General features: G+C 60.7%; 14 protein-coding genes. 9 read left to right on the top strand and 5 right to left on the bottom strand.

Going from position 1 to position 19,290, the window contains the following annotated elements:
- Positions 1-36: 36 nt before the first annotated feature.
- Positions 37-603, bottom strand: coding sequence for a peptide-methionine (R)-S-oxide reductase MsrB (msrB, locus tag GKZ67_RS13425; RefSeq protein WP_173243099.1), 567 nt, complete (start codon positions 601-603; stop codon positions 37-39).
- A 235-nt stretch (positions 604-838) separates the two neighbouring features.
- Between msrB and typA the strand changes: the two genes are divergently transcribed.
- Positions 839-2,650 carry a translational GTPase TypA gene (typA, locus tag GKZ67_RS13430; protein WP_173243104.1) on the top strand — a complete coding sequence of 604 codons (1,812 nt, stop codon included), beginning with the start codon at positions 839-841 and terminating at the stop codon, positions 2,648-2,650.
- A 123-nt stretch (positions 2,651-2,773) separates the two neighbouring features.
- Positions 2,774-3,277 carry a hypothetical protein gene (locus GKZ67_RS13435; RefSeq protein ID WP_173243107.1) on the top strand — a complete coding sequence of 168 codons (504 nt, stop codon included), beginning with the start codon at positions 2,774-2,776 and terminating at the stop codon, positions 3,275-3,277.
- Positions 3,278-3,292: 15 nt separating this feature from the next.
- Here GKZ67_RS13435 and GKZ67_RS13440 read toward each other — a convergent pair whose 3' ends face one another.
- Positions 3,293-4,123, bottom strand: coding sequence for a TrmH family RNA methyltransferase (locus tag GKZ67_RS13440; protein WP_173243110.1), 831 nt, complete (start codon positions 4,121-4,123; stop codon positions 3,293-3,295).
- A gap of 87 nt (positions 4,124-4,210) precedes the next feature.
- Here GKZ67_RS13440 and GKZ67_RS13445 point away from each other — a divergent pair, with 87 nt between their 5' ends.
- The 5 genes from GKZ67_RS13445 (at position 4,211) to GKZ67_RS13465 (ending at position 8,140) form a co-directional block, all read left to right on the top strand.
- Positions 4,211-5,713: a sensor histidine kinase gene (locus GKZ67_RS13445; protein ID WP_173243113.1), complete on the top strand. Its 1,503-nt coding sequence runs from the start codon at positions 4,211-4,213 to the stop codon at positions 5,711-5,713.
- A 77-nt stretch (positions 5,714-5,790) separates the two neighbouring features.
- A complete protein-coding gene (locus GKZ67_RS13450) occupies positions 5,791-6,201 on the top strand; it encodes a response regulator (protein ID WP_151085681.1) in 411 nt (136 codons plus the stop codon).
- A 141-nt stretch (positions 6,202-6,342) separates the two neighbouring features.
- Positions 6,343-7,011 (top strand): hypothetical protein, encoded by a 669-nt coding sequence (locus GKZ67_RS13455; RefSeq protein ID WP_173243116.1) that lies wholly within the window; start codon positions 6,343-6,345, stop codon positions 7,009-7,011.
- A complete protein-coding gene (locus tag GKZ67_RS13460) occupies positions 6,999-7,292 on the top strand; it encodes a hypothetical protein (protein ID WP_173243119.1) in 294 nt (97 codons plus the stop codon). The genes GKZ67_RS13455 and GKZ67_RS13460 overlap by 13 nt, the downstream gene beginning before the upstream one ends.
- Positions 7,293-7,390: 98 nt before the next feature.
- On the top strand, positions 7,391-8,140 hold the full coding sequence (locus GKZ67_RS13465; protein WP_173243122.1) for an endonuclease III domain-containing protein: 750 nt from the start codon (positions 7,391-7,393) through the stop codon (positions 8,138-8,140).
- A 45-nt stretch (positions 8,141-8,185) separates the two neighbouring features.
- Here the strand turns inward: GKZ67_RS13465 and GKZ67_RS13470 are convergent, their stop codons facing one another.
- The 3 genes from GKZ67_RS13470 to GKZ67_RS13480 all read right to left on the bottom strand — a co-directional run bounded on the left by GKZ67_RS13470 (position 8,186) and on the right by GKZ67_RS13480 (position 12,343).
- A complete protein-coding gene (locus tag GKZ67_RS13470) occupies positions 8,186-10,054 on the bottom strand; it encodes a polysaccharide deacetylase family protein (RefSeq protein ID WP_173243125.1) in 1,869 nt (622 codons plus the stop codon).
- A 109-nt stretch (positions 10,055-10,163) separates the two neighbouring features.
- Complete coding sequence (locus GKZ67_RS13475; RefSeq protein WP_173243128.1) at positions 10,164-11,369, bottom strand: threonine synthase; 1,206 nt, start codon at positions 11,367-11,369, stop codon at positions 10,164-10,166.
- A 65-nt stretch (positions 11,370-11,434) separates the two neighbouring features.
- A complete protein-coding gene (locus GKZ67_RS13480) occupies positions 11,435-12,343 on the bottom strand; it encodes a LysR family transcriptional regulator (protein ID WP_173243131.1) in 909 nt (302 codons plus the stop codon).
- 392 nt (positions 12,344-12,735) lie between these two features.
- Here GKZ67_RS13480 and GKZ67_RS13485 point away from each other — a divergent pair, with 392 nt between their 5' ends.
- Together GKZ67_RS13485 and GKZ67_RS13490 are read left to right on the top strand one after the other, a co-directional pair.
- Positions 12,736-13,518 carry a DUF535 family protein gene (locus GKZ67_RS13485; RefSeq protein ID WP_254244813.1) on the top strand — a complete coding sequence of 261 codons (783 nt, stop codon included), beginning with the start codon at positions 12,736-12,738 and terminating at the stop codon, positions 13,516-13,518.
- A gap of 277 nt (positions 13,519-13,795) precedes the next feature.
- On the top strand, positions 13,796-19,261 hold the full coding sequence (locus tag GKZ67_RS13490; RefSeq protein WP_173243137.1) for an alpha-2-macroglobulin family protein: 5,466 nt from the start codon (positions 13,796-13,798) through the stop codon (positions 19,259-19,261).
- Positions 19,262-19,290: the final 29 nt, after the last annotated feature.

Raw genomic sequence — 19,290 nt, forward strand, 5'->3', positions numbered from 1 at the left:
CTTGCTTAAACGATGGAAGCGCCAGGTAGTTGGCCCCTATTTTTTCTCAAACAGCATCCCGTCCGAATCCATGCAGTAGCGCTGGCCCGTGGGGGCCGGGCCATCGTCGAATACGTGGCCCAGATGGCCGCCGCACTTGGCGCACACAATCTCGTCGCGGCTCATGCCGAAGCTTTTATCAGACTTTACTTTGAGGCTCGTGGGCAGCGCCGGCGCGTAGAAGCTGGGCCAGCCGGTGCCCGACTCAAATTTGGTATCGGAGGAGAACAACAGGTTGTGGTCGGCCGCGCAGTAATAATTACCCGCCGCGTGGTTGTCGAAATACTTATTGTGGAATGGCGGCTCGGTGCCTTCTTCGCGCAGAATGTAGTATTGGGCAGGCGTAAGCTGTTTTTTCCACTCCGCATCGGTTTTTACGACGGCAAACTCGCCGGCCTTCCCCGTTGCGGGTTGGGGCTGCGGATATTTGGCAGTCGTAACTGCGGCCCCGTGAGGACCAGCCGGCACGGCAGCTACCGCCCGGGACTGGTCGGCGTGGGTTTGGGAGCAGGCGGGCGTGAGGGCCGCCACGCTCAGCAGAACGGAAAGCAGGGAAAAGCGCATGGCTGAAGGCGAAAGCAGAAAGAAATTAAGTAGCTGCCTAACAAACGTAACTGCCAGGGCGTTCGGATGCCGGAAGCTGGCCCGGAACCCCGCCGGCCCACCAACCCAGCGCTAAAATGCGGCTACTCAGTTCGGAACAATTGGGCGCCCGGCGGGCGTTAGGGAGCGGACACTAATAAGGTAACTCGGTTTTCTAGTTAAATACCCGTACCTTTGCGGCCGCAAAAACATACGTATGACCCAGAACATTCGGAATATCGCCATCATTGCCCACGTTGACCACGGCAAGACGACTTTGGTGGATAAGATTATCCACGCCTCCAAGATTTTCGACGCGCATCAGCACTTCGACGACCTTATCCTCGACAACAACGACCTGGAGCGCGAGCGTGGCATCACCATCGTATCCAAGAACGTGTCGGTGCGCTATAATGGCGTGAAAATCAACATCATCGACACGCCTGGTCACGCCGACTTCGGCGGTGAGGTAGAGCGCGTGCTGAAGATGGCCGATGGTGTGCTGCTGCTCGTGGATGCCTTCGAAGGCGCCATGCCGCAGACCCGCTTCGTGCTGGGCAAAGCGCTCGACCTGGGCCTGAAACCCATCGTGGTAGTGAACAAAGTGGACAAGGAAAACTGCCGTCCCGACGAGGTACATGAGCAGGTTTTCGACCTTATGTTCAACCTGGGTGCTACCGAAGACCAGCTTGATTTCGTGACCTTGTATGGTTCGAGCAAGCAGGGCTGGATGAGCACTGACTGGAAAGTAAAAACCGACAATATTATTCCGCTGCTCGACGCAGTAGTAGCCTCAATTCCGCCGGCGCCCGTGCTGGATGGCACGCCGCAGATGCAGATTACCTCGCTCGACTACTCGTCGTTCGTGGGTCGTATTGCCATCGGCCGGGTACACCGCGGCACCTTGAACGAGGGTGCCAACCTGAGTCTGATGAAGGCCGACGGCAGCATCAAAAAAGTAAAAGTGCGTGAGCTGCACATATTTGAAGGCCTCGGCCGGGTAAAAGTAGACGCGGTGAGCAGCGGCGAAATCTGCGCCGTATCGGGCATCGAAGGCTTCGACATCGGTGATACGCTGGCCGATGCCGAAAACCCGGAGGCTCTTGAGCGCATCAGCATCGACGAGCCGACGATGAACATGCTGTTCACCATCAACAACTCGCCGTTTTTTGGTAAGGAAGGTAAGTTCGTGACTTCGCGTCACTTGCGCGACCGCCTGTTTAAGGAAACCGAGAAAAACCTGGCGCTGCGCGTGCAGGCCACCGATAAGGAAGACACCTTCCTGGTATTTGGCCGCGGTATTCTGCACTTGTCGGTACTGATTGAAACCATGCGCCGCGAAGGCTACGAGCTGCAGGTGGGCCAGCCCCAGGTGCTGTTTAAGGAAGATGAGGAAGGCAACCGCCTGGAGCCGGTTGAGCTGCTGGTAGTAGACGTGCCGGAGGAAACTGCCGGCAAGGTTATCGAGCTGGTAAGCATGCGTAAAGGCGAAATGACCATCATGGAGCCGAAAGGCGACCTGCAGCACCTGGAGTTCAGCATTCCGAGTCGGGGCCTCATTGGCCTGCGCAACAACGTGCTGACTGCCACTGCAGGAGAGGCCATCATGAACCACCGCTTCGCCAGCTACGAGCCGCACAAAGGCCCGATTCCGGGCCGTATCGCGGGCTCGCTGATTTCGCTCGAAACCGGCCCTGGCACTGCCTATACCATCGACAAGATGCAGGACCGCGGCTCCTTTTTCGTGGACCCAGGTGAGGAAGTATACGCCGGCCAGGTTATCGGCGAGCATACCCGCCCCAACGACTTGACTATCAACATCCAGAAGGGCAAGAAGCTGACCAACATGCGGGCTTCGGGCTCGGATGAGAACGCCAAGATTGTGCCGAAGCGCCAGTTTTCGCTGGAAGAAGCAATGGAGTATATACAGAAAGATGAATATTTGGAAGTAACGCCTAAGTCGGTCCGGATGCGCAAGATTCTGCTCGATGAGAACGAGCGCCTGCGCTACGCCAAAACGGCCGAGTAACTTGGTAGAGCCGCGCCGATTTTCGTGCTTTCGCAGATTCAGGCGCGGGTTATTTTAGGAAAGGGCGCGGCGTTGGTCGTGCCCTTTTTCTTTTTCCTTTGCGCATTGCCCGACTTTTAACTTATGAATCAGGATACCCTAAACCAGTTTATTCAGCTTTTCACCCTGGCCGATGCCGAGGCGTGCCAGCGCATCGGCCAGCGGCTGGCCCTGGCACTGCGCGACCCCGCTGCTTACCAGACCGCATTTGCGGAGGAGCTGGCTGAGCGCGGCATGGAGGCCGCGCTGCCGGTCCAGGAGCTACGCGATGTAGCTCTAATCGACGCGCTGCTTGCCGAAGACCTGCTGTGGGAAAGCGACTACCACGACCCCGCCGCCGACACTGCCGAGGGCCTCAACGATATCCTGGAGCACCAGGGGCGGCCCGCCCGGCTGCGGCTTGCAGCAACGGGAAAAGGACCGGAGGCCCTTGATGCCTTACAGGAAGCGCTGGAGGCGCTGGGGCTGGCCCTAGTGCTGCTGACGCTGGACAGCGATGCCTACCCCCTGAGCGTGGTGGCCGAGGCCCAGGCCGAGGAAGCGCGGGGCTTGGCGCGGGAGCTGGGCTTTGGCGTGACAATTTACTAAGCTGAATACAGCGCGCTACCCGCGCTGGCGCACCGCCTCGAAAGTGAGCACGGCGGCGGCCACGCTCACATTAAGCGAGTCCAGCACACCACGCATGGGGATGATAACGGTTTCGTCGCAGGCGGCGCGGGTGGCGGGCGTGAGCCCATCAGCTTCGGTGCCGAGCACCAGGGCAGTGGGGCCGGTAAAGCTGGCATCGGTATACGCCTTCGCCCCATCGGCCAGCGCGGCGGCAAAGGTGCGGATGCCTTTTTCCTTGAGAAAAGCCAGCACCTCGGCCATGGGCGCGGCCACGGTAGGCACCGTGAAGATGCCGCCCAGGCTGGCCCGGATAACATTGGGGTTGTAGAGGTCGGTACGCGGGTCGCCCACCAGCACGGCGTGGGCCGGCGCCGCATCGGCAGTACGTAGAATAGCCCCGAGGTTGCCCGGCTTTTCTACGGCTTCGAGCACCAGCACCAAAGGATTTGGGGGCAGGGAGAGGCTGGCCAGGGTATACTGAGGCGTGCGCAGGACGGCCAGCACGCCATCGGAGCGCTCGCGCACGGCCAGCTTGGCAAAGACGGCCGCGCTCACGGGCAGAAACTCGTAGGAGCGCGGCACGAGCTGGGCCGGAGCCAGCAGCTCCTGGTTAAGTTCGTCGCCCGCCAGCTCGGCGCACACGAAGAGCGTCGCCACGGCCCAGCCCGCCTGGCGGGCATTGGTCAGCTCGCGGTAGCCCTCCACCAGCGTAAGCCCCTGCCGCCGGCGCTCGGCCGATTTTTCCTGCAAGCGCAACACGTCTTTGATGCGGGGATTATGCAGGCTGGTAATACGGTCGGGCGAAGAAGGGCGAGCGGCATACATAGCGCGAAGGTACTAGCCAGCCGGGCCGGCACCGGGCACTGCCGTTACTTTGAGCGCACACACCCGTTTTCTCCTCATCCAACGCTTTTGAACCTTCGTCTTAACGCCAAGATTTCGCTCGGCTTTGCCATTGCGCTGTCGGTGCTGATGGCTACCTCTATCACGGCCTACGTGGCTATTCAGCAGCTCAGCGTTTATACCCAGCTGGTCGAGCACTCGTACCAGGTGCTTCAGCAAACCAGCGACCTGCGCCTCAACATCCGGGATGCACAAAGTGGCGTTCGCAACTACCTGCTGCTCGCCGACACCGCCTACTTAGGCACTTATCACCACAACGCTACGCTCATGCAAGCGGAGGTACAAAAGCTCGCAAAGCTGGTAGCCGATGATGCCCCCCAACGGGCCCGCGCCGACTCGCTGCGCCGCTTTGTGGACGTGCAGCTTCAGGAGCTGGCTACGTTTCGCACCTTCTCGCCTACCACGCCGGCGGCACAGTCACTGCTGCTAAGGGAGCAGCCTCCGTTGCACACGCTTCAAGGCCTCATGCGGCGCATCCGCTTGTACGAAGACGACCTGCTGCGCAAGCGCGACCGCCAGCAGAGCCTTTTTCAGAAGCTGGCCCCCTCGGCCATCATAGCCTCGGCCATTCTGGCCGCTATTATCGTGCTGGGGCTGTTTCGTAAGATTGTGAGCGAGCTGCAAGCCAACGACGACCTGCGCCTGGCGCTCACGCGCACCAACCTCGACACTGCCCAGCGCATCCGGGCCATGGAGCACCTGGCGCGGCAGGTGGTGCAGGGCGACTACAAGGCCAAGCTGACCAATGCTGGCCAGCAGCAGGACCGCCTGGCCTCGCTGGCCACCCTGCTCAACCAGATGACGCAGGCCCTCGACACCGCCTTTGCGGCCCTGGAAAACCGCAATAAGGAGCTCGACCAGTTTGCCTACGTAGCCTCGCACGACCTGAAGGCCCCGCTGCGCGGGCTCAGCACCATCGTGAAATGGATTGAGCAGGAGCTGGCCGCCGAGCTATCACCGCAGCTACGCGGCTATCTGGACCAGATGAAGGGCCGCCTGAGCCGGCTCGACGACCTCATCAATGGCCTGCTGGCTTATGCCCGCGCCAGCCGCGCCGAGCGCCAGCTGGAACCCGTAGACGTGGCCGAGCTGGTGCGCGAGGTGGCCGAGCTGGTAGTGCCGCCCAGCTTCGAGCTGGTACTGGCCCCCGGCCTGCCTACCTTTGTAACCGACCGCCTGAGCTTACAGCAGGTTTTCACCAACCTGCTCAGCAATGCCGTAAAGCACTACAACGGTCCCGACCCTGGCCGGGTCGAGGTAGCCAGCCAGGACCTGGGTACTCAGTATGAGTTTCGGGTTCAGGATAATGGCCCGGGTATTGCGCCCGAGCATCATCAAAAAATATTTTTGCTTTTCCAGACCCTGCGCGACCGGCACACGGCCGAAAGCACGGGCATTGGCCTGAGTATCGTTAAAAAGCTGCTCGACGACCAGCAGGGCAGCATTCGGGTTGAGTCGGCCGTGGGGCAAGGCGCGGCGTTTAGCTTCACCTGGCCAAAAAACGAGCGCTGAGCAGTCAGCGCTGGTAAATTATGACCAGCCAACCGACGAAATTAGCTTACTCAAGTATATACTAAACCTATTTTCTTATGCGCTCCATCCTACTGATTGAAGATGATGTTTTTGACACGATGACGGCGCAAAAGTCCTTTGCGCACTTCAGCGTGCCCCACGAGCTGCATATGGCTTTCAACGGCGAGGAGGCGCTGGATATGCTGCTGGGCCGCAACAATGTGCCAGCGCTGGAGCCGTTGCCCGAGGTGATTCTGCTCGACCTGAATATGCCGCGCATGAACGGAATCGAGTTTCTGGAAGTGCTGCGGGCCACGCCCGCACTTCAGCACCTGCCGGTGTTTATCACCACCACCTCGGCCCTCGACCTCGACCGCACCGAGGCCGAGCGGCTGGGCGTGAGCGGCTACATAACCAAGCCCCTCGACTTCGCCACCGGCGACGACCTGGTCGACAGCCTGAGCCTATTGGAAGAGCTGCTTAAGTGATTAATATTAAATATTAAATATTAAATATTTTTAATATTTACCTGGCTAAAATCCTGCCCACCTGCCGGACACTTTGGTGCGGGGTGGCCGCGTTAGGAGCACTCTAGCCAGAGTTGGCCCAGATAGTGTTTATTTGCCTCCATGAAATCTTTGTTTGTTGCGGTGCTGGGCCTGGGGCTGAGCGCCGCCTGGCTACCTGCCCTGGCGCAGGATGCTCCCCGGCAGCTTGGCGGTGCGCCCGTGGTGCCCACACCGGCCCCGCGCCAAGCGGCACCCGCTCCCCGGCAGCTTGATACTGTACCAGCAGCCACTACTACGCCCGCCCCCGACTCGGCGCGCCGGGCCCCGGTAGCGACCTCGCCCGAGGCCGCCCCGGCCCCGGCCAATCGCCCCTACATTATGGGGGGCTCGACGCGCCCCACGCGCTATCAGGTGGGCCTCAAAAACGGGGCTATCTACAATGTGTACGATGTAGAGGTGAAGCAGCCGCTGTTTGGCCGCAACTTTCTGCTACTCGATGGCCAGCGCCGCGTGGAGATGAGCGAAGTCGGCTTTTATGAGAACGAAACCGGCCACTTTGTGCGCACCACGCTGCCGGGCTCGTCGCGCGAGGCCACGCTGCGCCGCGAAAAAACCGGCCGCATCAGCCTCTATGCTACTTATAACACCAGCTATGCGCCGGGCGGCTACGGCATGCCGGGCTACGGAGGCTTTGGCTACGGGGGTTTGGGGGCTATCCCTACGGCAGCGGCTATCGCACCACCAAAACCGAGTATTTTTCGAAAGACAACGGCCCGGTGCAAAACCTGACTGCCCGCAACCTGGCCCTGGCAACCGCCGACAATGCCGGCGCCCAGGAGCTGCTGAGTCAGGCCCGGCGCTATCAGCGCAGCTCTACTATTGCCTACGTAGCTGGCGCCGGCCTGCTCATCTACGGGGCGCTGCAGTCGCTGCAGAATAACGGCAACGGGATTTCGCCGGCGCTGTACGTGGCCATTCCGGTACTTATCGTTCCGCTGGTGCTGCAAGGCAAGCAGGCCTCGGCCCAGCGGCAGGCCATTGCGCTCTATAATAGTACCGGCCAGCGCTAGGGTACGAGCTGGTCTGCTATTGGCGATAGCGCAAACCATGTGCAACAAATAATACGGGTACTGCAAACCACCAGCCCCGGTTTGCAGTACCTTTTTTCATGGCATCTTCCCACGCGGCGGCTCCCGCCCAATCTGTCGGTTTTGAGGCTCAGCAGGCGCTGGCGCTGCTAGCTCACCAGCGCCTGTGCGCCGAGTACGGGGCGCCGTTTTTATTTTTCAGCGACAAAGACCCCTTAAGCGAGCTTATCAGCGCCCTGCTGTCGCATCGCACCAAGAATGCCGATTCGCACCGCGCCTACCAGCAGTTGCGGGCCACCTTTCCAAGCTGGGAAGCAGTACGCGACGCGCCGGTGCTGGACGTGCAGCGCGCCCTGAGCGCCTGCACCTGGCCCGAGCAAAAGGCTCCGCGCATTCAGGCGGTGCTGCAGGAGATAAGCCGTCGCTGCGGCGACGAAAATCTGCCGCCGTGCTCACTCGATTTTCTGGCCGACCGACCCATCCCCGAAGCCCGCGCCTGGCTGGAGAGTATCAGTGGCGTAGGCCCCAAGACCAGCGCGGCCACACTATTGTTCAGCACGTTGCGCCGGCCAGCTATGCCGGTCGATAGCCACCACCACCGGGTAGCGCAGCGCCTGGGGCTGATTGGGCCCAAGGTGGGCGAAGGGCCGGCCCACGCACTGCTAGCGGCACTGCTGCCGCCCAACTGGACTGCCCAGCAAGTGTACGACCACCACGAGGCGCTCATGTTTCATGGCCAGAAATGCTGTTATTATCGCCAGCCCGCCTGCCAGCGCTGCATTATGCTGGATGTGTGCCCCTACGGACGGGCTATAGCCGGCAATGAGTAACGGGTAAATATTCAAAATAATTAATATTACCACGTTACCCGTTGCTTATTTTTTGCGCTTCCAGCGGTAGTACTTCCGGTACCATTTGGCCGTTTTTTTAAAAAGACTGGCCGGCGTTTCGTGCGGGAACATATTGATGCGAAAAATCTGCATCCGGTCGTCTTCCAGGTGCAGGCCACCCGAGTCGGTAGCCACAGCGTAGGTAAAGCCGGCCTGCTGCACCAGGGCCTTGGTTTCGGGGCTCAGGTCGCCATACGGATAGGCAAACGACAGGACCTCGACGCCCAGGCGGCGCTCCAGCTCGGCCTTGCTTTGGGCGATTTCGTGGGCCGCCGCCGCCGGTGCCAGCGTAGTAAGGCGCGGGTGCGACTGCGTATGCGCTCCGATTTCCCAGCCTGCTGCCACAAAGGCCCGCTTCTGCGCTTCGCTCATGATATCGGCGCGGGGTTCGGTAGGGTCGGCGGCGAGGTCCCACTGGTTGTGGCGCACCTCAAAGTCGCCCAACAGATATAGTACGCCACGATAGCCCGCCTGCTGCATCAGCGGCAGCAGGTTGGTGTAGTTGTCGGTGTAGCCGTCGTCGAAGGTCAGGATAATGGGCCGGGCCGGAAACTCGGCCAGCTTGCGCCGCCCACTGGCAAAATCCTGGTAGTCGCGAAAAGTAATAGGGCTGATTTTGTGGCGTTTGAAATAAGCCAGATGTCCGGCAAAATTCTCCTTCGTAACAAAAATCTGGTGCTTGGTGGCAATAGGTGCTTCCGGGATTTTATGATACATAAGCACCGGAATAAAATCGGGCGCAGCCAGGCGCATGCGGGCCGACTCATACACCGCCAGTACCTGCCCGGCCACCCGCGCCAGACTGTACTCGCTGCGCACCCGCTGCTGCAGGGCCGGCGCTATCCGGTGCGGCTGGCGCAGGAAAGCGCGCGCATCGAGCGCTACCTGCGCGGCATTTACCAGAAAGTGTGGCTGCTGGCGGGCTGAGACGTCGCCGAAGTTGGAAGCAGCCGCCTCGGCATAGGTAGCGGGCGTCACCAGGCCCACGTAGGCTGCCTCGCCCAGCGCCAGCACGGCCCGGCCCGCGCCCAGGGCCTCCATTGCCACCCGCCCGGCCCCGATGACGAGGTCGGTTTTCAGCAGCCAGCCGGCCACGTCATCGGTAAAGCCCACGACTTCGACCCGCTCGCCAAACTGGCTTTGCAACTGCTTAAGGGCCACCTTACCCGGCGCCGAAAGCTGCGCCAGCTCGCCGCCAATAAGAGCCACCCGCAGATGAGGAAACTCCTGCATCAGACCAGGAACAGCCTGCTGAAGCAGCACCGCCACCTGCTCGCCCTTGGGGCCATTGAAGCGGCCAATAAATGCCAGGCGGAGGGACGTAGAAGGCGAATCCGGCGAGCCCGTCACGAATTCGCCGGGTTCAGTTTTTAGTTCTTCGCCAAAGGCTATGCCGTTGGGCACAACCACGATTTTAGCGGCGGCCATCTTCACTTCTTCCCGTAGATGCTCGGCCAGATTTTCACAAATGGCAATAGCCTTTTCGCCATATATATCAAAAGCCGAAGTAGAGACATGCAGGTGCTGCCGGCCGTGCACGGTGCTCACCAGCGGCACTTTCAGGCCTCGTAAAGCGAAGTAGCTTACCCAGCTGGCGGCCCGCGAGTGGGCATGCACTACGTCAATTTGATGCTGGCGCACGAGCTGGCGCAACACCCGGATATTGCGCAGGCGCTGCACGTAGCTGCGCTCACTTACCGGCAGTTGCACCTGCCCGGCCACGGTGGGCAGCGTGGCCGCATCGGAGGCCAGCCATACCTGGTGGCCTTCGCGATGGTGCGCCTCGGCCAGGGCCACGGCGTAGGCTACGGAGCCAGCAAAGAAATTAGCAGACAGTACGTGCAGAATGCGCATGGCGCAAAGGTCGGGCAGCAGCGCAGACTTTGCGGCCAGGCCCGTTTTCGTTGTTTGCCATTCGTTATTGATTACACCAAACAGGGAATGGCAAACAACGAACAACAAATTACGCCCAGGCGCGGCCGGCCACGTTGCTCATGTATTTTTGGCCACTGCCGGTGTTCAGGAGCAGGATGCGCTCATCGGCGCGCAGCCAGCCCTCGGCCAGCAGGCGGCGGGTAGCCATCCAGACGGCCGCACCCTCGGGAGCCACAAACAGGCCCTCGTGCTGGCCCAGCTCGCGCATCCCTTCCAGCATGCCTTCCTCGCTAATAGCGACCACCGTACCATTCGACTCGCGCAACACTTGCAGCATCAGCGCCTCGCCCAGCGGGCGCGGCACGGCCAGGCCATTGGCCAGCGTGGGGCGGCCGTTGTAGTTGTGGCAGTTGGGCTGGTGGCCGAGGTAGGTTTCGAGCAGCGGGCAGCAGTTTTCGGCCTGCACGGCTACCATGCGGGGCAGCGCCACATCGGGCGCCAGCCAGCCGAGCGCTTTCATTTCCTGAAACGCTTTCCAGATGCCGATAAGCCCGGTGCCACCGCCGGCGGGGTACAGCAGCACATCGGGCAGCTGCCAGTTGAGCTGCTCGGCAATTTCGTAGCCCATCGTTTTCTTGCCTTCGAGGCGGTAGGGCTCCTTAAGGGTAGAGATATCGAGCAGCTCGCCGCCGGCATTGAGCTGACGTACGCGGGCCGCGCAATCATTTATAAGACCATCCACCAGCTCTACCTGGGCACCATACCAATAGCACTCTTCCTTGAAGGCCTCGGGCGTGTGGCGCGGCATCACGACGGTAGCCGAGAGGCCGCCGCGGGCGCAATAGGCCGCCATAGCCACGCCCGCATTACCGGCGGTGGGAATAATACAGCCCTTGATACCCAATTCTTTCGCTTTGGACACGGCCATGCTCAGGCCCCGCGCCTTAAACGAGCCGGTGGGATTCTGCCCCTCGTCTTTTAAAACGAGCGAACTCAGGCTGTAGCGGGCAGCCAGGCGCGGCAGGTTTAGTAAGGGCGTCAGGCCTTCGCCCAGCGTCACTTTGTTGGCTTCATCGAGCAGGGGCAACAAGGCCCCATATCGCCACATCGAGCTGTCAGCCAGGTTGATACCTTCGGCCCGACTGAGCGGCTCGTGCAGGTCGTAGTCGGCCACCAGCGGCTGCTGGCAGCAGGCCGACACACCCTGCAGCTCGAATGGCGAATAGGTGGTGCCGCAATTGGCACAGTGCAGAGAGTGCACCCGCGAAAGGGGCAGCGTGGCTACTTGGTTCATAGGACAAAGTTGTAGCTGCTCTATACGGGATACTATGCCGTAGCGAAATGGAGTTTTGGCATAGCCTATTCCTTTACGGAATAGTAACGCTGCGTGAAGCGCAGGAAGTCGCGGTAGGGCCCGCTGTTTTCGGTGCCCTTACGCTGGATAAAGTTGAATTTTCGCTCCAAGAAAAGGCCCTTAATTTTCACCTCCACCAGCTCGCCGCTGGCCAGCTCTTTGAGTACTGCCTGCCGGGGCAAAAAAGCCAGACAGGTTGCTTCTACCCGCACAAAATTCTTTAGCGCCTCGGTGCCGCCCAGGCGCACGCGCACCGGCAGCGCGGCCAGCTTCAGCTGTTGCTGCTCCAGGGCTTCTTCAAGTACGGCCAACGTGCCGGAACCCACCTCGCGCAGCGCCAGCGGAATACTAAGCAAGTCGCTAACGACCAGCTCGCGGCCAGCCAAGGGGTTGCTGGCGGCGCACACAGCCACTACCTCGTCGGTGAGCAGCGGCGTGTAAGTAACGTTGCTGACTTTATGAATGCCTTCGATGATACCCAGCTCAATCTCGTGCTCCAATAGCGCTTTCAATATATTATCGCTGTTGCGATTTTTGAGGCTGAGCTGGTGGTGCGGATGCTGGCGCAGGTAGGCGGCCACCACTACCGGCAGCACGTAGAGCGAGATAGTAGTACTGGCCCCGATAAGCAGGTGCACGGCCGGTGCAAAGGCAGGGCTCAGCTCGCCCATCTCCTGCTGCAGCTCTTGCTGCAACTGCTTGGCTTGCAACAGTTTTTGGTAAAGCTTCTGGCCAGCTGGCGTTAGCTGCACGCTGCCGCCCAGCCGCTCAAAAAGGCCGGCCTTATAATACTCTTCCAGCGCTTTTACCTGCTTGCTCACCGCCGACTGGCTGATAAACAGTGCCTGCCCGGCTTTAGTAAAGCTCAGGCGCTGGGCTACTTCGAGAAATACTTCGTGGGCGTGGGAAAGCATGAGGAGAATGCCGTAAGCTAAAGCCAGCTACCCAGCCTCATGCGGCGGGGTGACCCATGCGGGCGGGCCAGTAACCTTCACAGTTACCGGATGAGTCGCAACAAGTTTTTTCCTAGCTGTAAAAAGGTTCAAGCTGCTACTTAAGAGTGTTCTGCAACAATTTATTAAAAGATTTGTCCAATTTAAGAGAATCAATTGCTTCACCGGGTCTTTAACTTTAGTTGATGAAGGAGGAGTTGTTTAGGTGAGCCCATAGTTATACTCCGTACAAGTTGATGGTTACGTTTTTAAGGCAGGCATTTAACCACTCCGGATTTGGGCCGGTTAAACACGGCATTCGCTATATTCAGACGTTAGGAAACTATCCCGAATTTCAGCGTATCAGGCAGTTCATGGTTGCGCCTGCTCTGAACCAACTGCGGGAGCGGCAGCCACGCTTTTTGTACAAATACCTGTCGAGGTATATAGCATCGAGCTTTTCACGCACTACCCGCCTGGCGGTCCTTCTCAATCATTACGACTTTCTGACAGACTTCGTAGGGCCCGGTTTTTTCAACCTGGTGGCCAGCCAGACGGTCATTTGGCAAGAGCAGCGGGGCGCCGACGTTTTTACCATCTCCTTATCTTACCCATCAGTTGTGGGGTTTGAGGGGGAGTTGTCGCTCAATCTTATCAGCAACGGGGTTTTATTGCAGGTTGTGTCCTTTGTCATTGTACCGGGCCGACTGGTAGGCGCTACCAGCCGCCAGGCAATACTTATCAGCCAGGTTCAGGGCACTGCTCATCAGGGTCGCTACCGGCACGCCACCAGGGCACTGCTCGACATCACCCCCGCTACTTTGCTTGTGCAAGCCGCTTACGGCTTGGCTGCCGCGCTGCACATCGACCAGGCCGTGGGCATCAGCACCGAAGAACAGCTGAGCTTCGGTACGGGCAGCCACTTCAATTACAACGCTTTCTGGGAACAGCAGGAAGGAATCCGCACGGCGGCCAACCTGTTTCTATTGCCAATAATCCCGTTCCAAAAGCCCCTTGACAGCATCAAGTCCAAGCACCGGGCCCGCACCTTGCGCAAGCGGCACTATAAGCAGGCGCTGCGCCAGGCCGTTGAGCAAAACTGCCTGACTATTTTTCAGCAGATACGCGCTGAGCAGGATGTTAGCAATACCCGTTAGGACCGACGCCGGCTTCTATCAGGCTCCTGTCAGCTTACCCGCCCCTAGCGGCTGCAAAGCCAGGTAGTAGTATAGTTATAGTAATCAGGATACTTGTCACGACTGGCGCAGCGAAGAGCCGGGCATGTGCTGTAGCAGCAGGTATAGCCAGCGGCTGAACCTCGACGGAGGTACCCATCAGCCCAAGAGCTGTGCGGCAGTAAAGCAGCTTGCGGCTAGCCCGTTGGAAGAGCCTATGGTTGCCCTATCTTCCGGCCGGCTTTTCTTCTTCTTCGCTATGCTGGCCCGTGCTCGCCTCCTGTTGCTTCTCGCGCTGCTAACTGCTTTTTCGTGCACTAAAAAGACCGACCAGCTCACGGCTGATGGGGCAACGGCCCAGGCGGCCGGCGAGGAAATAGACCCGACCCAGAACCTGGTTTTCGGCTTCGATGAGCCGGTGGTGCCGGCCGGCCAGAGCGGCCGCTGGGATACCACACGCTACGTGCAGTTTGAACCGGCCATCAGGGGCAAGTTTAAGTGGACCAACGACGGGCGTGAGCTGGTATTTTCGCCGCTGGAGCCGTTTCGGCCCAGCACCACCTTTTCGGCCCGGCTACGGCCGTCCGCGCTGCCCTCGGGCAAGCAAAAGCTAACGCTGCCCCGCTCGAAGTTCCATACCCCTTTTCTTGCGCTGAGTGGGGCGCAGGTATTTTATGGGCGCAGCAGCCGGGCGGCGAACACGGCCGAGCTGCGGGCCAACGTGCTGTTTAACTACGCCGTGCGGCCCGCCGACCTGCGAGCCCACCTGCATCTGAGCCAGGGCGGCCGGCCGGTGGCCTTCACCCTCACCACCGCCGAGCCCGACCGCACGCTGAGCCTTACCCTCAACCAGGAAGTGACGGCCAGCCAGCCGCTGCACTTCGAGGTAGCGAGCGGCCTGCAAGCTGTGGCCGGCAGCCAGCCCACGGCCGGCCCGCTGCAGGCCGATGCGGACATACCTGACCAGCAACTTCTGCAAGTGCGCGAGCTGACCGGCCAGGTGCTCAACGGCCAGGCCGTGGTGACGCTACTCACCAACCAGCCCGTATCGGTGGCCGACATTCAGCCGCTGTTGAAGGTGGAGCCGGCCGTGCCCTATGAGATTGAGGCACTGGAAAGCGGCCTGCTGCTGCGCGGCGGCTTTGAGGTGGGCAAGGACTACCAAATAAGTATTACACCGGGCCTGCGCGGCGCGCTGGGCGGGCAGCTGACGGAGGCGTTTCATCAGGGGGTGAGCTTCGGCACCAGCGAGCCAAGTATCAGCTTTGCCAGCTCGGAGAAGGCTATGTACCTCAACGCCAATGGCAGCCGCAACCTGGGCTTGCGCCTCAATCAGGTAGAGAAAGTGCAGGTGACGGTGGCCAAGATTTATGCCAGCAATATTCAGGAAACCCTACGTTCTGACAAGCAATACGGCTACGACACCAACGCGGAGGCCGACAGTGAAGGCGAAGGCGGCGAGTATGGCGAGCACAGCTACCAGTATTACGAGCTCGAAAACCGGGGAGACGTACTTTTTACCCGCACCTACGCCACGGCCGGGCTGGCCAGAGAAAACGGCCTGCACCTGCTCAAGCTGAATTTGAAAGACCTAGAATTCAGCGCCCCGCTCAAAGGGCTGTACGTGGTGCGCGTGCAGGACACCGAACACCTGTGGCTGCGCGAAGAAAAGCTGATAGCCTTCACCGACCTAGGCGTCATTGCCAGGCAAAACGCCGATGGCAACGCGGTGGTTTTTCTTAACTCGCTGCGCGCGGCGCGGCCGGTAAGCGGGGCTACGGTGCGCTTCATCAGTACCAGCAACCAGCTGATGGGCACGGCCATTACCAACGGCCAGGGCGTGGCCCGCTACGATAGCGTGGCCGGCTCGCGCCTGAAGCTGGGCATGGTTACGGCCACGCAGGGCAGCGACTTTACTTTTCTGAGCTTGCCGAAGAGCCGGGTTGAAACTTCGCGCTTCGAGGTGGGCGGGCTCACCAGCAACGCGGCGCATTACCAGGCCTTTTTGTACGGCGACCGCGACCTGTACCGGCCCGGCGATACCATCCATACCAACGTGGTAGTGCGCACCGAGGCGTGGGCAACCCCGCCCGCCGGCCTGCCCGTGAAGGTGCGCCTGCTATTGCCCACCGGTAAGGAATACGCCAGCCTCGGCGAAAAGCTGAGCGCCACCGGCGCCGTGGAGTCGCGCTTTATTTTGCCCGCCACGGTGATGACGGGCACGTATTCGCTCGAAGTGCTGACCGGCAACGACGTGCTGCTGACTTCCCGGCCGGTGAGCGTGGAGGAGTTTATCCCCGACCGGCTGAAGGTGACCGTGGCGGCCGAGCCCACCGTGCTGCGCGCCGGCCAGACCGTGACGGCCGCTATCCAGGCCCAGAACTTATTTGGTCCGCCCGCGGCCGGGCGCAAGTTTGAAGTCGAGTTCTCCCTGAAGGAAAAAGCCTTTTCGGCGCCCAAATACCCGAATTACTCCTTTCAGCTGCGCACGGGTACGGGCCGCAGCGCCGCCACGGTGGCGGGCATTGCCGAGCGCTTTCAGAAGGAAGTGCGCGAGGGCGAAACCGACGCCGCCGGGCACGGCACCGCCGCCTACCAGCTACCCGATGTGCGCGACCTGGGCACACTGGAGGGAGTGGCCTTCGCTACTATATTCGATGAAACCGGGCGGCCGGTAAACCGGCTCGCCACCTTTGAGGTACAGACCCAGGCCGTGATGTTCGGCATTCAGCAGCCGGCCGAGCTGGTAGGCACGCGGCAGGAATTACCCATCAAGCTTATCGCCCTCACGCCGGCCGGGCGGCCCACGCAGGCCCCGGCGCAGGTACAGATTGTGCGCCTGCTCTGGGAAACCGTGCTGGAGCGCCAGGGCGGGCGCTACGTGTACAATTCGCAGAAGCGTGAGCAGGTGCTGCAAAACCAGGCGATAGCGGTAGACGCCAACAGCACTATTTTCTTTACGCCCACCTACTCGGGCGAGTACGAGGTGCGCCTGTTTCGGCCGGGCGCGGCGAGCTACGTGGCCAGCCACTTTTACGCCTACGGCAGCGGCGACACGGCCGGCAACTCCTTCGAGGTCAATACCGAAGGCGAGGTGACCATTGAGCCCAACAAGCCGAAGTACGCGCCCGGCGAAACGGCGCAGCTACTGCTCAAAACGCCCTTCGCCGGCCGGGTGCTCGTGACGGTGGAGCGCAACCGCGTTCTGGAGCATTTCTACGTCGATACCGACCAGAAATCGGCCCAGGTGCGCGTGCCCATCCGCGCTGGTTATGCGCCCAATATCTACGTCACGGCCACCGCCATCCGGCCCATTACCGATAACTCACTACCGCTTACCGTGGCCCGCGGTTTCGTGCCGCTCACCGTCGAAAAGCCCGGCACGCACCTGCCCGTGACCCTGAAAGCAGCGAAGATGAGCCGCTCGCAAACCTTCCAGACCATTGAGGTGCATACGGCTCCGAAAGCGCAGGTAACGCTGGCAGTGGTTGATGAAGGCATTTTGCAGCGCAAAGACTACCGCACGCCCGACCCCTACGGCTACTTCTACCAGAAGCGGGCGCTCGAAGTGAGCGCGTTTGATATATATCCTTTCCTGCTGCCCGAGCTGGGCACCAGCAGCAGCGGTGGCGACGCGGCCGACCTGGCCCGCCGCACCTCGCCCGTGCCCAGCCGCCGCGTGCAGCTGGTGGCCAAATGGAGCGGGATTTTAACGGCCGATGCCAACGGCCTCGTGCGCTACAAAGTGCGGGTGCCGCAGTTCAGCGGGGCGCTGCGCGTGATGGCCGTGGCCTACAAAGACGACGCCTTCGGCAACGCCGAGCAAACGATGAAGGTGGCCGACCCGGTGGTGATTAGTACGGCGCTGCCGCGCTTCGCTAGCCCCGGCGATACGCTTGATGTGCCGGTGACGCTGACGAATACGACCGGCAAAACTATCAACGGTGATGTTGGACTACTCATTGGGGAACCCAATAGTCCGCTAAAAGGCATTTTATCTGTTGTACACAGTCAAGAAGACTTTCATAAAAACTCTTTACTATCATCAGCTTCTTCAGGCCATAAGCTAAGCATACGCGCTAATTCGGAACAGCGAGCATTATTTCGTATTGTCGCAAAAGGTGTAGGTAGTGAGACTATTACAATTGTAATGAAAGCTGACAACTTTCCAACTGAGGGCAATGGCTTTCGAGAGGTAATCGAACTGCCCATCCGCCCGGCCGCGCCGCTGGAGAAGCGCACCGGCAGCGGCGAGGTCACGGCCGGCGCGCCCGTCGCGCTCAACCTGCGCACCGACTTCCTGCCCACCGGCCAGCGCTCGCGGCTGCTGCTGAGCCGCTCGCCGCTCACGCAGTTTTCCAAAGACCTGAGCTACCTGCTCGAATACCCCTACGGCTGCCTGGAGCAAACCGTATCGGCCGCGTTTCCGCAGCTGTATTTCGGCGATTTGGCGGCCACGCTGCGTCAGAAAACGGGGGCTGGCGCGAAGGCCCAGCGCTACAACCCCAACTACAACGTGCAGGAGGCCATCCGCAAAATAGAGGCCATGCAGCTCTACAACGGCAGCCTGAGCTATTGGCCGGGCGGCGACTACGACAACTGGTGGGCCACCACCTACGCGGCCCATTTCCTGCTTGAAGCCAAGCAGGCCGGCTTCGCCGTGAACCAGAGTACCCTCGATAAGGTGCTGCGCTACTTGCAGTTCCGCCTCAGGAAGCGCGAAACTGAGCTTTACCAGTATTTCGATGCCGGTAATATCGCCCACCAGCGCATCATTGCCAAGCGCGAAATATCGTATTCGCTCTATGTATTAGCCCTGGCCGGCCGCCAGGATGCCGTGGCCCTTAACTACTACAAGGCCAACCGGCCCCTGCTCACGCCCGATGCCCGCTTCCTACTGGCCTGCACCTACGCGCTGGGCGGGCAGCAGCGGGCTTTTCAGGAGGTGCTGCCCACGCAGTTTACGCCCGAAAAGTCGGGCCGCGAGCTGGGCGACTCGTTCTCCTCGCCCATCCGCGATGAGGCGCTGGCGCTCAATGCCCTACTCGAAGCCGACCCGACTAACCCTCAGGTAAATAGTATCGCCCGGCAGCTGAGACGGCAACTGCACACTGCCCCTTACCTCAACACCCAGGAACGGGCCTTCGCGCTGCTGGCGCTGGGCAAAATTGCCCGCAAAAGCCAGGCCAGCACCGCCACCGCTACCATTTCGGCGGGCGGCAAAGTGCTGGGCCAGTTCGACGGCAAAGACCTCTCGGTGAACAATGTGGTCAACTATAAGCTGCTGCTGAAGGCCACCGGCGCGGGCGCGCTCTACTACTTCTGGGAGGCCGAGGGCATCTCGGCCGGCGGGCAGGTGCGCGAGGAAGACAGCTACCTGCGGGTGCGCCGCCAGTTTCTGACGCGCACCGGGCAGCCGGTGGGCTCGGCCAGCTTCCGCCAGAATGACCTGGTAGTGGTAAAGCTCACCATTCAGGCCGCCGATGCGGCCGGTGAGGTCAAAAACGTGGCCATCACCGACCTGCTGCCCGCCGGCCTCGAAATCGAGAACCCGCGCCTGGGTGTGACCCGCGAAATAGCTTTCGTGCGCGACGCCGCCCAACCCGACTACCTCGACGTGCGCGATGACCGTATCAACCTCTTCACCACTGCCACGCCCAAACCCAAAACCTTCTACTACCTGGCCCGCGCCGTGAGCAAGGGCACGTTCAGGCTGGGCCGGTGAGCGCCGATGCGATGTACAACGCCGAGTAC

The organism is Hymenobacter sp. BRD67, from assembly GCF_013256425.1.
Taxonomy (GTDB): domain Bacteria; phylum Bacteroidota; class Bacteroidia; order Cytophagales; family Hymenobacteraceae; genus Hymenobacter.

Bases quoted from the DNA above. Each gene is read 5' to 3' on its own strand.
- msrB (WP_173243099.1), bottom strand. From the start codon at position 603: ATGCGCTTTTCCCTGCTTTCCGTTCTGCTGAGCGTGGCGGCCCTCACG.
- typA (WP_173243104.1), top strand. From the start codon at position 839: ATGACCCAGAACATTCGGAATATCGCCATCATTGCCCACGTTGACCAC.
- GKZ67_RS13435 (WP_173243107.1), top strand. From the start codon at position 2,774: ATGAATCAGGATACCCTAAACCAGTTTATTCAGCTTTTCACCCTGGCC.
- GKZ67_RS13440 (WP_173243110.1), bottom strand. From the start codon at position 4,123: ATGTATGCCGCTCGCCCTTCTTCGCCCGACCGTATTACCAGCCTGCAT.
- GKZ67_RS13450 (WP_151085681.1), top strand. From the start codon at position 5,791: ATGCGCTCCATCCTACTGATTGAAGATGATGTTTTTGACACGATGACG.
- GKZ67_RS13455 (WP_173243116.1), top strand. From the start codon at position 6,343: ATGAAATCTTTGTTTGTTGCGGTGCTGGGCCTGGGGCTGAGCGCCGCC.
- GKZ67_RS13465 (WP_173243122.1), top strand. From the start codon at position 7,391: ATGGCATCTTCCCACGCGGCGGCTCCCGCCCAATCTGTCGGTTTTGAG.
- GKZ67_RS13470 (WP_173243125.1), bottom strand. From the start codon at position 10,054: ATGCGCATTCTGCACGTACTGTCTGCTAATTTCTTTGCTGGCTCCGTA.
- GKZ67_RS13475 (WP_173243128.1), bottom strand. From the start codon at position 11,369: ATGAACCAAGTAGCCACGCTGCCCCTTTCGCGGGTGCACTCTCTGCAC.
- GKZ67_RS13480 (WP_173243131.1), bottom strand. From the start codon at position 12,343: ATGCTTTCCCACGCCCACGAAGTATTTCTCGAAGTAGCCCAGCGCCTG.
- GKZ67_RS13485 (WP_254244813.1), top strand. From the start codon at position 12,736: ATGGTTGCGCCTGCTCTGAACCAACTGCGGGAGCGGCAGCCACGCTTT.
- GKZ67_RS13490 (WP_173243137.1), top strand. From the start codon at position 13,796: ATGCTGGCCCGTGCTCGCCTCCTGTTGCTTCTCGCGCTGCTAACTGCT.